Origin of the sequence: Vibrio sp. ZF 223 (assembly GCF_003050585.1) — a bacterium.
Taxonomy (GTDB): Bacteria; Pseudomonadota; Gammaproteobacteria; order Enterobacterales; family Vibrionaceae; genus Vibrio; species Vibrio crassostreae.
The window spans coordinates 990025-1006540 of record NZ_PIGB01000001.1 but is presented as its reverse complement, the minus strand read 5'-3'; the positions used below and the strand labels follow the sequence as shown (position 1 = coordinate 1006540).

Annotated in this window: 12 protein-coding genes; 7 read left to right on the top strand and 5 right to left on the bottom strand. The window is 46.4% G+C overall.

What is annotated here, in order from left to right; all coding sequences use genetic code 11:
* Positions 1–127 precede the first annotated feature (127 nt).
* Positions 128–1648, bottom strand: a complete 1521-nt coding sequence (exaC, locus tag CWO13_RS04245; RefSeq protein ID WP_108082581.1) for an acetaldehyde dehydrogenase ExaC — start codon at positions 1646–1648, stop codon at positions 128–130.
* A gap of 326 nt (positions 1649–1974) precedes the next feature.
* On the opposite strand from exaC, the gene CWO13_RS04240 reads away from it, so the two are divergent.
* The 3 genes from CWO13_RS04240 to CWO13_RS04230 all read left to right on the top strand — a co-directional run bounded on the left by CWO13_RS04240 (position 1975) and on the right by CWO13_RS04230 (position 7861).
* Positions 1975–3762 carry a sigma-54-dependent Fis family transcriptional regulator gene (locus CWO13_RS04240; protein ID WP_102433416.1) on the top strand — a complete coding sequence of 596 codons (1788 nt, stop codon included), beginning with the start codon at positions 1975–1977 and terminating at the stop codon, positions 3760–3762.
* A 112-nt stretch (positions 3763–3874) separates the two neighbouring features.
* The gene (locus CWO13_RS04235) at positions 3875–5368 is read left to right on the top strand and encodes a cryptochrome/deoxyribodipyrimidine photo-lyase family protein (protein WP_102433417.1); all 1494 of its coding nucleotides are present in this window, start codon (positions 3875–3877) and stop codon (positions 5366–5368) included.
* A 378-nt stretch (positions 5369–5746) separates the two neighbouring features.
* Entirely contained in the window at positions 5747–7861 is a 2115-nt protein-coding gene (locus tag CWO13_RS04230; RefSeq protein ID WP_102433418.1) for a methyl-accepting chemotaxis protein, read from the top strand.
* Positions 7862–7962: 101 nt separating this feature from the next.
* Here the strand turns inward: CWO13_RS04230 and CWO13_RS04225 are convergent, their stop codons facing one another.
* Positions 7963–8814, bottom strand: coding sequence for a LysR family transcriptional regulator (locus CWO13_RS04225; RefSeq protein WP_102433419.1), 852 nt, complete (start codon positions 8812–8814; stop codon positions 7963–7965).
* Positions 8815–8912: 98 nt separating this feature from the next.
* Here CWO13_RS04225 and CWO13_RS04220 point away from each other — a divergent pair, with 98 nt between their 5' ends.
* Entirely contained in the window at positions 8913–9560 is a 648-nt protein-coding gene (locus CWO13_RS04220) for a glutathione S-transferase family protein (protein WP_102433420.1), read from the top strand.
* Positions 9561–9631: 71 nt separating this feature from the next.
* On the opposite strand, the gene CWO13_RS04215 is transcribed toward CWO13_RS04220, so the two are convergent.
* Entirely contained in the window at positions 9632–9865 is a 234-nt protein-coding gene (locus CWO13_RS04215; RefSeq protein ID WP_061033049.1) for a helix-turn-helix domain-containing protein, read from the bottom strand.
* 10 nt (positions 9866–9875) lie between these two features.
* On the bottom strand, positions 9876–10424 hold the full coding sequence (locus CWO13_RS04210) for a DUF2975 domain-containing protein (protein WP_102433421.1): 549 nt from the start codon (positions 10422–10424) through the stop codon (positions 9876–9878).
* 232 nt (positions 10425–10656) lie between these two features.
* On the opposite strand from CWO13_RS04210, the gene CWO13_RS04205 reads away from it, so the two are divergent.
* Complete coding sequence (locus tag CWO13_RS04205; protein ID WP_108082580.1) at positions 10657–12099, top strand: N-acylglucosamine 2-epimerase; 1443 nt, start codon at positions 10657–10659, stop codon at positions 12097–12099.
* A gap of 68 nt (positions 12100–12167) precedes the next feature.
* Here the strand turns inward: CWO13_RS04205 and CWO13_RS04200 are convergent, their stop codons facing one another.
* Positions 12168–12575 carry a hypothetical protein gene (locus CWO13_RS04200; protein ID WP_061015626.1) on the bottom strand — a complete coding sequence of 136 codons (408 nt, stop codon included), beginning with the start codon at positions 12573–12575 and terminating at the stop codon, positions 12168–12170.
* Between the two features lie 385 nt (positions 12576–12960).
* Between CWO13_RS04200 and CWO13_RS04195 the strand changes: the two genes are divergently transcribed.
* The gene (locus CWO13_RS04195) at positions 12961–14802 is read left to right on the top strand and encodes a carotenoid oxygenase family protein (RefSeq protein WP_107898656.1); all 1842 of its coding nucleotides are present in this window, start codon (positions 12961–12963) and stop codon (positions 14800–14802) included.
* Positions 14803–14864: 62 nt separating this feature from the next.
* Positions 14865–16478 carry an FAD-binding protein gene (locus CWO13_RS04190; RefSeq protein ID WP_102433424.1) on the top strand — a complete coding sequence of 538 codons (1614 nt, stop codon included), beginning with the start codon at positions 14865–14867 and terminating at the stop codon, positions 16476–16478.
* Positions 16479–16516: the final 38 nt, after the last annotated feature.

Genomic DNA, 16516 nt, shown 5'->3' with positions numbered 1-16516 from the left:
ACTTCAAACATAAAAACGCCCAACTCACATGAATTGGGCGTTTTGCTTTTAGTTTCTGTTTTTATTCAAGCCGACTGCGTTGTTAATTTTATCTAATTCAGAACGCTATCTTTAGAACATATCTATGTTAGAAAAAGCCCAGCGGATTGGTATCGTAGCTGATCAGCAGGTTCTTCGTATTCTGGTAGTGATCGAGCATCATCTTATGTGTCTCACGACCGATGCCTGATTTCTTGTATCCACCAAACGCCGCATGTGCTGGGTAAGCATGGTAACAGTTCACCCAGATACGGCCCGCTTCGATATTACGGCCCATACGGTAAGCAAGGTTGGCATCACGCGTCCATACACCTGCACCCAAGCCATATTCGGTATCGTTGGCAATTTCTAACGCTTCTGCTTCATCTTTAAAGGTGGTTACCGCGATAACAGGGCCGAAGATCTCTTCTTGGAAGACACGCATCTTGTTGTGCCCTTCCAACATAGTAGGTTGAATGTAGTAACCATTACCGAGATCGTCTGGTTGCTGCGCGATTTCACCACCAGTGAGCACTTTCGCACCCTCTTGGCGACCAATCTCTAGATAGCTCAGAATCTTATCAAACTGCTCTTGAGAGGCTTGTGCACCAACCTGAGTATCGGTATCTAGCGGGTTACCTTGCTTGATGGTTTGAGCACGCTCGACCACTTTGCTGATGAACTTGTCGTAGACCGATTCGTGGATCAACACACGTGATGGACAGGTACACACTTCACCTTGGTTGAAGAACGCCAACAACATGCCTTCAACACACTTGTCTAGGTACTCGTCCTCATGGTCAAAGATGTCTGGGAAGTAGATGTTTGGAGACTTACCGCCAAGCTCAACGGTTGATGGAATCAAGCTTTCAGCCGCACATTTTAGAATATGGTGACCGACTTCTGTTGAACCCGTAAACGCCAACTTAGCCAAGCGGTCACTGGTTGCTAACGCTTGGCCTGCTTCGCTACCAAAACCATTCACGATGTTGACCACACCTGCAGGCAGGAGATCCGCTATCTTCTCCATCATCACCAAAATCGATGTCGGTGTTTGCTCGGCAGGCTTCATCACCACACAACAGCCCGCAGCCAGTGCAGGTGCTAGTTTCCAAGCCGCCATTAGAATCGGGAAGTTCCAAGGAATGATCTGACCGACTACGCCAATTGGCTCTGGGAAGTGGTAGCTTGCAGTGTTTGAATCGAGCTCGGCAGCACTGCCTTCTTGCGCTCGAATACAACCCGCAAAGTAACGGAAGTGATCGACAACTAACGGGATGTCTGCCGCCAGGGTTTCACGCACTGGTTTGCCGTTTTCCCATGTCTCGGCGACTGCGATCTCTTCTAGGTTTGCTTCAATACGGTCAGCAATTTTAAGTAGAATGTTCGAACGCTCTGTCACACTGGTCGCGGCCCAACTTGCACGAGCTGCATGTGCCGCATCGAGCGCTAAGCTAATGTCAGCCTCAGTTGAACGTGCCACTTGGCAATACACCTGACCATTCACTGGAGACGTGTTATCAAAATACTCGCCGCTGACAGGCTTCACCCACTCACCACCGATAAAATTATCGTACTGAGCTTTAAAGTTCACCACTGCGTTGTCACTACCCGGCTGTGCGTAAATCATAGTTAGATCCTTCTTAGATGTGTTGTTCGTTATTGAGCGAGAGCTGTCTTATTTTTGTTGCGACTTCTCTGAGAAAAGGACTCATGACAAGACGCCCATGTTTATTCTTTCTGTTTAAAACACTGATACTTCGTGTTTTCTTCACAGCAAGAACAACGCAAATCACACGCCACAACCTCAAGACTTGTTGTTAATAAATTGTAAAACTATGATTACCAAACATTTACAACCTAAAGTGAGTTGGTATTGAACAGCCGTATGGAAACCACTCCAGTGTTCAACTGTTCCAATTTGGTACACCCTCACTGTTACGACATGGAACAGTCATGCACCTTCAACAAGCAAACACCTCAGATTGGCTTTCGTCCTCTTGGCACCGCAGCACAGAAGCGGGGCTGAAACAGAGACGTCTTCCCGAAGATATTCGCCTGCCACAGTCGATTCTTAAGCAGCGACGCCATCAATCATCGAGCTTGATTCAAATCGTCGAGCGCAATGCTCTACCTCTGTTTAACCAGATGTTTGCGCGCACCGACAGTCGTTTGATCTTGACCGACATTGAAGGGGTGATTCTGGCTAGTTGGGGACAAGAGCGGTTTAGGGAAAAACTGACTTCGATTGCACTCAGCTCTGGTGCGTGTTGGCAGGAGCAACTCAAAGGCACCAACGCCATTGGCACGGCGATCGTGGAAGCTAAACCTGTAACCATCATTGGTGAGCAGCACTTCATCCACCAGCATCGATTTATCAGTTGCTCAGCAAGCCCAGTGTTTGATCATCAAGGGCAAATGGTTGGCGTATTGGACATTACCAGTGAGCAGCAGCAACACGACAGTTCGGTGCAGCTACTCGTTCAAAATATGGTTCAGCTTATTGAGAATCAGCTATTGAGCTATATCCCACAAGGCACGACTCGCATTGATCTCGCTTGTGAAAAATCGCTACTGCACAGTGGTTGGCAAGGGATCGTAATAGCGAATGAGGCTGGTGAGGTGGTGGCACATAATCAGGTCGCCTCTCAACTATTGGATCAAACCTCGATCGTCGGTGAGAGTATCGATACCCTCTTCAACCGAGCTTCAATAGATGCACCCTTTGTGTTTGAAAAACAGCACCTCAAACGACCAACAACCAAGCGCACACGCTCTATATCAGCATCATGTGATTTACACCATGGTGAACAACAGATAGAACACGCTTGGCAGCAGGCCAATAAGGTTATCGACAAAGGCATTAGCCTATTAATTCTAGGTGAAACAGGTGTCGGTAAGGGCGAGTTTGTTAAAGCGTTACACAAGCAAAGCCAGCGTAAATCATCGCCTCTAGTGGCGGTGAATTGCGGTGCGCTGCCTAAAGATCTTATCGAATCTGAACTGTTTGGTTACGCGCCGGGCGCCTTTACGGGAGCAAGCCACAAGGGCTTCCAAGGCAAGATCCGCCAAGCAGATAAAGGGATTCTATTTCTCGATGAGATCGCCGACATGCCTTTAGAAGCTCAGTGCCGACTGCTGCATGTTCTACAAGACAAATCCGTAGTACCTGTAGGTTCAAACCAGAGCTACCAAGTCGATTGCCAGATCATCGCTGCCACTCACAAAAACCTCGAGCAGTTAGTCGCAACAGGTGAGTTTAGGCAAGACCTGTATTATAGACTCAATGGCTTGGCCTTTACCTTGCCAAGCTTGCAACAACGACAAGATAAGCATGCTTTAATCGAGTATATTCATCGTAAATACGCCGAAGCTGAGCAGTCAATTTGCCCGTACCTGATGAGTTTATTGTGCGCCTATTCCTGGCCGGGCAATATCCGCGAGTTAGACAACCTACTTAAAGTCGCCGCTTTACTAGCAAGTGATGAACCACAACTTACACTCGAGCACGTACCGAACCATCTTGCTCAACACCTTATCTCTTTAGCTCAAGATAGCCATCATCAGGTTACTGCTTCTCGTATAATCGAAGGTAAGCCAAATGCTGATTTAAGAAGTACCGTGGAAGAAACCTTGCTGCAAACCTATCAAGCCAACCAAGGCAACATCAGCAAAACTTCACGCATACTTGGCATCAGCCGTAATACGATTTATCGAAAACTAAAAAGCTTAGGTATTCTCTGATAATGAACACAGGCGCTCATAGCCTACCCTTTCATCATCGAAAATAAAATTCACTTCCAGTGAGACATTTTGACCTCTGATTCGTAATGATCCAAAACGAAAGAGGGCTCAGATGCAAACAATCAACATAGTGTGGCTAAAGCGCGATTTAAGACTCACCGACCATGCACCTTTACAACATGCTTTATCAAATCAACACCCCACGATATTGCTCTACATTTTCGAACCCATGCTGCTAAACAATGCCCACTATTCTGAGCGACATTGGCGGTTTGTTTGGCAGTCGCTGCAATGCATGAACCAGTCGCTGAAAGAGTATGGACATCAGGTCTCAATACTTCATGGCAGTGCAGTGGACTGCTTCGAAGTGATCCAATCTCGTTACAGCATCAAAAACGTCTTCTCTCATCAAGAGGTAGGATTAAATTGCACTTTTGAGCGTGACAGAGAACTCTCTACTTGGTTTAAAGAGCACAACATCCATTGGCAAGAGTTCGCACAGGGCGCTGTCGTGAGAGGGTCGAAAGACAGAATCGGTTGGGACAAGCATTGGAACAGTGTGATGCGTGCTCCCATAGAAGAAAGTCAGTTAACTACAGAATCACTGCATACCCTTGATGCTGAAGAGCTTGAACTCGCTATGGAACCTCCACAAGCATGGTTAGCCAAAGTTAACGGCATACAAACGGGCGGAAGTGCACTGGCATGGGCAACATTACACGACTTCTTTGAGCGCCGTGGTCGCGATTACTATCGCAGTATCTCAAGCCCAGAAGCTTCACGACATGCCTGTACACGTCTATCCCCATATTTAGCTTGGGGCAATATATCGCTGCGCGAAGTTTATCAACACCTATTGGGACACTGGCAAGTCGCTGGATTTCGTCGCAGCTTGATTGCTCTCTCTTCAAGGCTTCACTGGCACTGTCATTTCATGCAGAAGTTTGAATCGGAATGCGGGATGGAGTTTCGCTGCATCAACCACGCCTATGAGACGCTATTGCAGAATGAAACGGTAAAAGATCCGACACATCTTCAGGCATGGAAGATGGGGATGACAGGCGTGCCGTTGGTCGATGCCTGTATGCGCTGCCTGCATCATACGGGGTACATTAATTTCCGCATGCGCTCTATGCTGGTGAGCTTTCTCACTCACCATATGAACATGGACTGGCGTGATGGTGTCACACACTTAGCGCAGCTGTTCCTCGATTTTGAACCTGGCATTCATTACCCACAGTTTCAAATGCAAGCTGGGGTAACCGGCATCAACACCATCCGAATTTACAACCCAACCAAGCAAGCCCTAGAACACGATTCCGATGGGGACTTCATCCGAAAATGGGTACCCGAACTTTCAGACATACCCACTCCACTCCTGTTTGAGCCTTGGAAGATGACGCCTATGGAAATCATGATGCATGAGCTTGAACCAGAATCCCCTTACCTTAATCCAGTAGTCGATCTCGACGCTAGCGCTAAAGAGGCACGAGTGCGTTTATGGTCATGGAGAAAGCTAACGGAAGTGAAACAAGAGCGAAGTCGTATTTTGTCACGCCACGTTAGGCCACCGAAGAAACAGAGCAAAACAAAACGGGCAAGCTAATACAACGCGTTCCCTCTTTAAATCACTTATAAAAAGAGTGGTAATTCATTGGGTTAAATAAAATAAATTGTGACCGCCGTCATATAATGAGTAATAGACTCGCGGTCACAAACTAGAAAAGAAAAATAGCCGCCTTACTAAAACATCAAACTCTCCTAATTATCATTAAAACTAATAAATACAGAAAGTTAGCGATTGCTAAATGATGATTTTCATCTTCCTCTAAACGTTGCGACCAAAGCCAAAACTGCGCACTATGCAATCTTGTTTATATTTTTGATCTCCCTATTCTTTTTGTGTTCATTATTTTGAATTTTCCGTTCACTTATCTTGTTTAAAATCTCTGCAAAACTACCACTATTTAGCTAGAGAGATCATATGTTTAACAGTATACGAACGCGAATTGCGGTGAGTGCAGGCGGGGCGATGGCTTTCACCCTGTTGATCGCAATGGGCATGACCACTAGCGCTTTTACTGATGTGAATAAACAAGTCACAGAGAAAGTAAAACTACAGTTAACCGACGCTACGACAACCGATTTACAAAATACGGCACTTCAGCAAGGGTTGAACATTTCCAACCAACTTAATCCGGTATTAGCCAACTTAAAACAAGCACGTTCAATCATTGAGTTGAGTTCAGAAACGGACGCTAGCTCAGACCTTATCGTTCAACAGTTTACTGCCGCTTTAGAAGCACAAAACAAAGCCGTCTTTGCTGGCTACATGGTGTGGGAAAACAAAACTTGGCCACAACAAACCGATCTCAATGGCGAGATCAGCTTAGACAACAAATTAGGCTTTAACAGTCAGGGCTATCTTGCCCCTTTCTTCTCTCCCAATGACCAAAACAGCTTTGATGCGGTCGCAATGGAGAGCTTCAGCAATACTGAACTGAACAGCAATGGCGAACGCAAAGACGACTGGCACTTAATGCCTTACCAAACAGGTAAAACATTCGTAATGGAACCGTACTTCTATCCGGTTCGTGGTAAGCAAGAACTCATTACTACCATCAGCCAGCCGATCAAACAGAACGGTAAGATCATCGGCTCACTTGGTTTCGATCTGTCACTTCATGAACTGCAAAGCCAGAGTGAAGGTCTTGCTCGTCACCTGTTCAACGGACAAGGTAAAATTCTCATCACGTCATGGAAAGGCATTACCCTAGCCAACAGCAGCGCTAGAAACACGGTCGGTAAAAAGGTCTCGCCAGAGCTAGAAAAAGAATGGTCGCGAGTTCAGTCTATCGCTAAACAGTCTGGGGCTGGGTTGGTTACATTTGGCGGAGAAGAGTACGCCATAACTGCTATCGAGACTAGCGACGCACCGTGGGTAGTCATGGTGTCGGTTCCCAGTAGTCACCTTGCAAAAAGTGTCGACGAATACACCCAGTGGAGTGATGAACAGAATTCGAAAGCGCTTGAAAAAGGTGTGTGGGCGGGGATCGTCGCTGTTCTTCTAGGCATCATCTCTATGGCATTGATTGCCAACTCTCTGGGCAAAGTTCTCAATAACTTGGTCGAGCGCTTTAAAGATGCCGCACAAGGTGAAGGTGATTTAACCTATCGCATCGAAGTAAAAGGGAAAGATGAGACCGCGCAACTTGCTCACTGGTTCAATACCTTCCTATCTCGCATACAAGAGATGCTGCTTACTGTAATGGCGACAGCAGACCAAGTCGATAAGAACGCGACTGAGGGTCAAGCTCGTGCAGAGGTATCCCGTGACCAGTTGAACGCTCAAGTAAACGAAGTGAACTCACTCGCCACTGCAATCAATGAGATGAGTGCAACTGCACAAGAAGTAGCGAACTCAGCCGTTCAAGCCGCTGCGGCCGCTAGCCAGGTACAAAGTAATAGCCTTAACGGCATGACACGCATGGACAATGCCGCCAGCGCAGTTGATAGCTTGGCCACTCAAGTGAATGATGCTCAGCAACAAACGCAAAACTTAGTTGATTCAAGCACCGCCATTCAAGGTATTTTGAGTGAAATTGGCGGTATTGCAGAACAAACCAACCTACTTGCGCTTAACGCCGCGATTGAAGCAGCTCGTGCGGGTGAAGCCGGACGTGGCTTTGCGGTGGTGGCCGATGAAGTGCGTAACCTAGCAAACCGTACTCAAGGCTCGACCGAAGAGATTCGCTCAATGCTGGCGCGCCTAGAGCAAGAGACCCAATCTATCGTGGTATTGATGGAACAAAGCCAACAGCAAGCGAACAATACCAAAGGCGAAACTCAAGCGGCCCACTTAGCCCTATCAGAGATTAACCAAGCCATTGAAGTCATCAACGACATGAACAACCAAATCGCTTCCGCGGCTGAAGAGCAAAGCTCAGTATCCGAGGAGATTAACCGCAACGTGGTCATCATTAACGACACCGCCGTGGAAGTGATGGACACCATGACATCATCGGTAGAAATCAGTAATGAGCTGACAGTAAAAGCCGGAGATTTACACGGCGAGTTGAGTAAATTTAAGCTCTCTTAATTCACTCTATCTTCCATAAAAACAAGGCCGAGAAACGTAATGTTCTCGGCCTTTCTATTTCTTGAACACTCTTAGCAGTGCCTCTCACCAAACAACACACCCTAATTGGAATCCAACTCAATCAGCTGATTGATCACCTCTTTATCCAACACAGGATGATGCTTACTCGCAAGCAACAGTACGATGTCCACCGCAGGTAACGGCGGCATATCGTCGAGAACCTTCAAATCAGGCGTGACACTGAGCTTGCCCATCGCACCAATTGCCAACCCAGCTTTGACGATTGCGCGCTGCGCTGAAGCCGTATTGCTACACGCCAAAAGCTGATAAGGGGTGTCTTGTTTGGTTAAGCCATTCACCGCCGCTGCATGGTATTTACAATCAGTCTGGAACAGAGCAAGCGGGACAGGTTTAGAATCATCAAACACAAAATCAGGGCTGCTTATCCAAACGCCCACATCATTGGTTAGCCAATATCCCTCTTCACTATCGGGAGCGCGGGTCACAATCGCAGCATCAAGCCGACTATCATCAAGCCACTCTCTAAGCGTAATGCTCGGCAAGCTAAATATTTGAATGGAGCACGTGGGTTCTGCGTTCTGCAACAAACGAATCACTTTCGGCAGAATACTGTCGTTATAGTCTTCAGGGCAGCCGAGTCGCAGAGGTTGTTTGTCTTCGTAACGCTTTACTTGCTTAAGCGCGGTATTGTGTAGCGAGACCAACTGTTCAGCATGAGAACGCAGCGCTAAGCCTGCTTCAGTCAATACAAGGTTACGTCCTTCTTTTTGGAAAAGGGTGACGTTTAGCTCCTCTTCCAACTTACGCATCTGCGCACTGAATGCCGATTGGGTGCGATTTATCTGTTTCGCTGCACGTGTGAAGCTGCTGGTTTCCACAAACGCGAGAAAGCCTCGCAACGCATCAATATCCATATTGAAATCACCACCCATCGTTTTAATTAATGTATTGCATCAAAATTATCCGTTAGTGCGCCGCAATACAATCCCCTAAGCTCAAATGCATACTCACCAAACGCAAGGAAGTACCTATGCAGCTTTATATTGGAAACCAGAACTACTCTACTTGGTCATTGCGCGCATGGCTCATATTCGATAACTACAACCTGAATGCAGACATCATCAAACTTAAGCTTTTCACCTCAGGTTTTTACGACACTCTGGCGAAAGTGACGCCAACGGCCAAGGTTCCAACCTTAGTAGATGGCGACATTGCGGTGTGGGATTCACTTGCCATTCTCGAATACGTTAACGACGCCCACTTGAACGGCGCAGCATGGCCAAAATCCACCAAAGAGCGTGCTCGTGCAAGAGCTATTTCCGCAGAGATGCACTCAGGATTCTTTGCTGTCAGGAATGAAATGCCAATGAATTGCCGAGCTAAAAGAAAGCTTACGCTGAGTGAAGGCGCGCTGAAAGACATCGAACGTATTGATGCGATATGGTCGACGCAGATGGATCAATACCCAGAAGGTTGGTTGTTTGGTGAATGGTCGATTGCTGATGCGATGTTTGCACCTGTAGCACTGCGAGTCGAAACCTACGGCATCAAACTTTCGGATAAAGCCCAACAGTATCAACAACGTGTGTTGAATAGCCCGTCGATAAAGAAATGGTTGGCGGAGGCGAGTTTAGAAAAAGATATCGTTGAAGAAGACGAGGCAGGAGAACCTGTTTAATTTGTAACGAATGAGTCTCGAATAACTTCGAGACTCATTGTTTTCATAAGGGAATACGATTTACGAACTCGCTATTCAGCAGTTGCACTCTCTTGATGAACGTTCGCTTCAAACTCCAATATGTCACCCGGTTGGCAGTCTAACACTTCACACAACTTGTCTAGTGTCGATAACCTTACCGCTTTGGCCTTGCCATTCTTTAACACCGACAAGTTGGCTTCAGTAATCCCAACCTCTTTTGCCAATGTCTTTAATCGCATTTTTCGCTTGGCCATCATAATGTCTAAATTAATGCGGATAGTCATGACAAGTCCTTTAAATCGTTTGGCTGTGCTCATCAGCCAGAATATAACCTTCTTTCATCACCCATGAGATGATCAAAATAATTATACCTAATATAAGTGTCAAAAAGTCCATTCCCTCAAAACTAATCGCAAAGATACGCTCACCTGGTGGATTATTGAACGACAAAATCACTGACATCAATGAGCCATAGATAACGGAGCCGAATACCCAATAGAACAAGCTATACCCGAGCTTCTGGTAAGACAGTGCATTTTCTAGTGAGAAGATCTCGCCTCGCTCATAGTTGCGGAATAAACGTATCAGAACTACTAGTGCGTATATCAGGATGCTAGACATCGCTAAGCTTGTGAACGCAGCAATCATTCTTGTTGTCATATTAAGCGGCAACATCGTGTAACTCCCGATGTCATAAGTGAGATAAAAAATGCCTGTCGCACTTATAAAGTCATAGGGAGTCTCAACGGTTAACCAAAAGTAGCACACCATGATAGGAGTAAGTACAAGAAAGGACTGCAATAGCATACGCACACGTCGGCTTTGTTTTTGGATTTTAGACATAGTTAATGTTCCTGTTGAGTTGACAGGAGGATACTAAGATCAAAACAAACGATGATCAATAAAAAATTATCGATAAGCGATAATTTATTGCTTATTTACAACATTTGACGAGTGAGACCCGCATAGTCCTTCATCTACACCACAATAATTTGGTCGATTGTGATCGCCGAATCACAATGTGCAGATATGATTGTTTATATTCAACTAAATTCAAATAGTTAAGATAAAAATCATGCTACGAGCAACGATCGCATTACTCAGTGTTACTAGCTTCGCCGTATCTGCCAACGCACCTCTTCCTTCTGGTGAAGACTGGATCAATCATGCTACTGAAGGGTTAGCACCGTACTGGTTGATGCCTAGCGCTCAAGGGCAACCGATAGGCAACTTCCCTACTTTCCGCTGTGATGACGGTACCTTGCTCGATGTTTCCGATGTGTGCCCTGAGCTGAACAAAGGCTGGATCACGCCACATTTTGGCAAAGAATTTACGCGCATGAAGTCACGTCAAACCTATGCCTATGGCGTGCTCTACCATCTTACCGGAGACAAGCAGGCGTTAGAGTTAGCTAAGCAAGGTGCCTACTACATCATTGACCATCTTGAAGATACGCAAAATGGCGGCTTTATTGGCTACACAAAAGAGGGAAAAGCAGGCCAGGATTGGCAGCAACGTACCTCTCAAGATCAAGCGTATGCGTTGGTCGGCCTTGCCATGTACTACTACCTGACCCAAGACAAAAAGGTAGAACAGGCACTCATCGCCCAACAATCTTTTATCTTTGATAAATATCGGCTTAGCGACAACAGCGGTCTTGCATGGGTACTTGCTGACGGTGAGGATGGCAGTGCAGAACGACGCGAGCTTGTCGCACAACTTGATCAAATTAACGGTTACATGTTGTTAGTCGCCCCTCTACTGCAAGAGCCTGTTAAATCAAAATGGCTTGATGACTTACACTGGCTCACGCAAGCCATGATTGATCACTATCACTCTGAAGATGAACATCGATTCTACGGTGCAATTCACGACAAAGCAGCGATGATGCCGAATACCAATCACAACGATTTTGGGCACACTATCAAAGCGTATTGGATGACCTACCTAACCGGTCATGCATTAGAAAATGCAGAATGGTCGCAGTTTGGTTTGGGTGGCATGAAACACACTCTCGCTCAGGCGCAATATCAAAAAGACTTTGCCAATGTATCCAACTACTTTGGTGAGCAGCTTCAGAGCGCATGGAAAGGACAAGAGATTACTGGCTGGCAAAGCAGACCGAACACAAACTGGGCTTCATCATGGGAATGGGCAGAGCTCGACCAAGCTGCGATGACGGTATCGCTTATCGATGGTTCAATGAAAGAAACCCTACAATACACCTTACCTACCTTTCATGATGTGTGGGTTGATCATCAATACGGAGGCGTGGGGCTTGATCCTAAGCGCACCAAAGCTTTCCATTGGGGCAACGGTTATCACCAGTTTGAACATGCGCTGATTGGCTATTTGTTCGCTCAGCAAGTTGACGCGAAGCCAGCAGTATTGCATTACGCAAGGCCGACCAACAGCGAAATGCCAATGGAACCGTATTACTATCAAGGAGATGTAGTTAAGCTGGAGAATCAAGGCGATGGAACGCAGAAGGTCAGCTTCAATAACATTCGACCTTAGCGTGGGGGCGCTCTGAATAAGCGGACTAACAGCAAAGCCTGAAAAGCAATTTTCAGGCTTTTGAATGACTACTTTCTTTTACCCTGCTCAACCAGCTTTTCATTCCATGCCGTGTTACCGTCACGCTTGGTCACATCATATTCAGAACAGAACTGAGAGATGGTCATGTTGCTGTCGCCAGTAGCAAGTTTGAGAGCCAACTGAACTTGTTGAAGCTTGCTTTGCAAACGCAGGATCTGACCTGCATTTGGGCTTTTCTCTTTGGCATATTTTAAAGCCGCATGTTTGCGTTCTGCCGCGCCAGCTCTACGATCCGCTTCTGATAACAGATACTTTAACTGCGCAACACTCTTGCCCTTCTTGAAGGCAGGATCAAGCAACTCAACGCATTCATCAAACGATGGTTCGATAACGTATGGGTCAACTTTATGAGCTTGTTGGCGCATCCATTCGAGTGCGAGTTTTTCATCTGACATAATTACATCTTTACCAAAGAAACAGCCCTATATGGTATCGCTCAATAGCGAATGGCTGCAATAGCAAATTAACTTATCTCAAGTCTTTAAATACATTGCTAAAGAAAGTATTGGTGCCACGCATCAAGAAGCACCCTCTCTTCAAATATTGGCGTTAGAAACTAAATAAGAGCTAATCACACCGTTAAAATTCGCCAAACCAAACGCAAGAAAAACGAAATTAAAAACATTTAAATCAATAGCTTATTGATATTAACCCGTGTAATTCACCCGTCAAATTACACGACTTCTTTGCACTCTTTCATAGTTTTGTACATTACTCATTCTAGCCAATAAAACTCACCTACTTTGTTTATATGCATGGGTAAACATATAAGTCAGAGCAATGAAAAGACGTACATTTTTGAAAAGCGTAGCAGGGGCTGCCTTTGTGCCAACCCAACTTTTGGCTTCGCAAGACAACACCCCTTCCTTATTTCCGGTCTCAATTATGCAAGCTGGGCGCAGCGCAACCTCGGGAGATTTGCACCTTATTAGTGGAGAGTTGCCAGCTGATATCCATGGCCATGTGTTTTTTTCTGAAGGAATACCATTAGAGCCAGACCACCTGAGTCCGAACGGTCGCGGCGCTCTAACCCGTCTCGACTTTTCGCCAAGCAAAGTTTCTTTCTTGCGTAAGATGATTGATACCCCGTCAGCCATCATGCAACAGCATATCTCGTATGGCTATGACAGCTTTAAACTACTTGGTGGTATGGCTTATTACAGCCCGACGATGGGATTCGTCAACTATTGTAATACCGCGCCCAACTACCTAGGTGACAACCGATTCGCGCTCAGCTACGAAGGTGGGGTTCCCTACGAATTTGATGCGCTCAGCTTAGACCTGATCACACCGATTGGTCACTATGATGAGTGGCAGAGCAGTCTTCCACCTTGGATGAGCCCTTTTATTCCTGACAAATGGCTGTTTCCACAAGTACGTACCACAGGCCATCCATATTTTGATCTCGAGTCGGATGAATGTTTCACGATTAACTACGGTGGAAACATTTCCAACACGGGTACTAAAAATGGATTTATACGGCTTTTGAAATGGGATAAGCAAAGCCCTTTACAAGGCTGGAACATTATTGGTCGTAACGGTAAGCCCGCCTTTATCGTCGCAACCGCTCACTCGCTGGGTGTAACGCGCCACCACATCCTCGTATTTGAAACTGCAGCGCAAGTCGAACCATTACGTATGCTCGGTATATCGTCGGTTTATGCTCAGCAACATCGAACTCCAACTTGGATAATTCGCAAGAAAGATCTCAATCCCGAGTTCAATTATGTGGTTGCCGACTACCTAGAACTGGATTTCGATACCTCAGACATCATGTGTAACTACGATGACCATGAAAACGAAATCACCCTATATGGCCAATACCTAGGAGCGATGGACAAATCGGAGCCCCAATACACACGCGATAAGCGATTATTTGGTGGAAGAACTCCGAGTCAATTGGCAGGTTATCCGGCAGCACCTATTGATGTCGGCGGCTTAGTACGCGCAAGGATCCAAGTTCAGTCACAATCCGTTCGACAGATAAATGAAGACTTCAGGCTGATACGAGACGACCAACTTTTTTGGGATATGAATGATCCCGCGTACCGTGGACACTTCCAGTTCCCAGAGCAATTTGAACATATTTATTGGGCTGCCGTTGGCTATCGCAAAGACCATGTCATTAAGCGTGTCGCAGAGGCGTATGAGCACTACCCCAATAGAAGGTTCACCAACGATTCATTACCTGAAACCGACCAACCCTCGGCTCTCGTGCACATGGACTGCCTTTCGATGAATCTCGCCGATGCGTATCAATTTCCCTCAGATTGTGTGATGCGAACACCTCAGTTTATGGCTCGCCCTAACAGCACCGCTCAAGACGACGGCTACATATTCACAGCCGTGGTTCGTAGTCACCCTACTCATGGCATTGGAAATGGCAAAGAGATCTGGATCTTTGACGCACAAAACTTAGCACAAGGCCCATTAGCGATCTTAGGGCACCCGCAACTCAACTTTGCGACTACGAATCATGCGCTCTGGGTGGCAGAGATAGGCCCGAGACCTGCCGATGCCTATAAAGCCAACATAGGAGACTTCTTCAGTTCACGTTTATCCAGTCATCGCAGCGCTGTTCAAGAAGTCATTCAACAACACATTCTGCCTCGATTTGGCTAATCCATTCGATGAAGAAAACCACCTTTAAAAATCAACTTCGACTAAACCACAAGGAAGTCTTAATGAAAATAAAAACCATGGTACTTGGTAACGCTTTGCTTGCTGCCGTAATGGGGACAGCTTTCTCTCTTCATTCCAATGAGCCGGAAAGAGAGATTTCGAACTACCAAGGAACATACACTTGCCACCCCGAAGCGATCTACGACCCAAGTTCTATTGATGAAGTACAAAACATCGTCCAAGACGCTCTGATACGCGGTAAAAAAGTGATGACGGGAAATCGCAAGTTCGCAAGCCAAATAGATGCCGCTTGTGCCGGTGACGACCAAGTTCAAATCACTCTGAAGAATATGAATAAGATCGTCCACTTCGATGCAACAAATAAGACCGTCACCGTTGAAGCTGGTATGCGGTTCAACGATCTCAATGACTTCTTACGCGGGCAAGGTTATGCGATCAACATGGTGACGGAGTTAGCTATCTTTACCGTTGGTGGCATGCTGGGCAGTGGTACACACGGCTCTACATTAGATAGACCAAGCAACATGCTCGCTGACTACGTTACCCAGCTTAAAGTTGTTGATGGGCAAGGCGAAGTCAGAGTACTTGAGGGCGATTTACTGGACGCCGCAAGAGTGAACCTTGGTGTGCTTGGCGTAGTGGTTGAAGCGACATTAAAGCTTGAAGATGCCTTTAAAGTGAAAGCAGAAGTCACCGGTTATCGAGATGATTCCAACCTTGAAGACGTAATACTGGATATTGCACACAACAACTACTCAGCGAACATCGCATGGTTCCCCGGTCTAGGGCGTTACACCACAACACTTTACAACCCCGTTCCAATCGAGACAGAAGGCCAAGCCTACAATGCACAAGCCGATGTCACGGATGCTGAGGAATTTTTCTTCGGGCTACTGTTTAATGCCGCACACGAATTCCCAGGTGCTGGTTTGCAATGTCTTGCTGCCGTCGCTCGTTACAATGGCCGAGCAAAGTCCTACTTCAGAGACAGTGTCACAGGTAAGGCAGTTGATGAACCTATCGGCTATTCTGACCAAATGCAGTACTTCGAATGCAAAGACCCGAACAAATGTATCTGGGATCGTCTGCCTATCGCGCTTCAAGAAGTCGCTATCGACATTGAACGCCTGCCAAACTGGATCAATGATGTCCGCCAAATCGTCGATGCTCACCCACGTACTTGCTTCCCGCTCAATGGTATTTACTTCCGATTTGGTAAAGCTTCCGACAGTTATTTAGGAATGAGCGCAGGACGAGATACCGCTTTCGTCGGCATTGAATACACACTACGTAAAGAGGGCAAGAAAGAGCCTAAAAACTACTTCGTGAACCTAGAAATCGAGCAAATGTCGCTACGAAAATATGATGCGCGACCACACTGGGGTAAAAACTCAGTCGCTATTTTTGAGGACATGCCCTCTCGCTTCCCGATGTGGCCTGAGTTCTTGCAAGCCAAAGCGGAGCTGGACCCTTTCGATACCTTCACCAACCCATTCTGGGAGCGTGTGAGTGGTGAAACGCCATTAGAAGATTATCTAAAACCAGGATGTAACGTGCGCGGCGAATGTTACTGTGAAGAAGATGCTCACTGCCAATCAGGGACGACTTGTCAGTCAGGGCTCTACTTCACTGACGCACGCATATGCCGAAAATAACCGGCTCGTCAGGCATATAGCACTGTGCTCTATGCCTG

Bases quoted from the DNA above. Each gene is read 5' to 3' on its own strand.
- exaC (WP_108082581.1), bottom strand. From the start codon at position 1,648: ATGATTTACGCACAGCCGGGTAGTGACAACGCAGTGGTGAACTTTAAA.
- CWO13_RS04205 (WP_108082580.1), top strand. From the start codon at position 10,657: ATGCTACGAGCAACGATCGCATTACTCAGTGTTACTAGCTTCGCCGTA.
- CWO13_RS04220 (WP_102433420.1), top strand. From the start codon at position 8,913: ATGCAGCTTTATATTGGAAACCAGAACTACTCTACTTGGTCATTGCGC.
- CWO13_RS04195 (WP_107898656.1), top strand. From the start codon at position 12,961: ATGAAAAGACGTACATTTTTGAAAAGCGTAGCAGGGGCTGCCTTTGTG.
- CWO13_RS04200 (WP_061015626.1), bottom strand. From the start codon at position 12,575: ATGTCAGATGAAAAACTCGCACTCGAATGGATGCGCCAACAAGCTCAT.
- CWO13_RS04235 (WP_102433417.1), top strand. From the start codon at position 3,875: ATGCAAACAATCAACATAGTGTGGCTAAAGCGCGATTTAAGACTCACC.
- CWO13_RS04225 (WP_102433419.1), bottom strand. From the start codon at position 8,814: ATGGGTGGTGATTTCAATATGGATATTGATGCGTTGCGAGGCTTTCTC.
- CWO13_RS04230 (WP_102433418.1), top strand. From the start codon at position 5,747: ATGTTTAACAGTATACGAACGCGAATTGCGGTGAGTGCAGGCGGGGCG.
- CWO13_RS04190 (WP_102433424.1), top strand. From the start codon at position 14,865: ATGAAAATAAAAACCATGGTACTTGGTAACGCTTTGCTTGCTGCCGTA.
- CWO13_RS04240 (WP_102433416.1), top strand. From the start codon at position 1,975: ATGCACCTTCAACAAGCAAACACCTCAGATTGGCTTTCGTCCTCTTGG.
- CWO13_RS04210 (WP_102433421.1), bottom strand. From the start codon at position 10,424: ATGTCTAAAATCCAAAAACAAAGCCGACGTGTGCGTATGCTATTGCAG.
- CWO13_RS04215 (WP_061033049.1), bottom strand. From the start codon at position 9,865: ATGACTATCCGCATTAATTTAGACATTATGATGGCCAAGCGAAAAATG.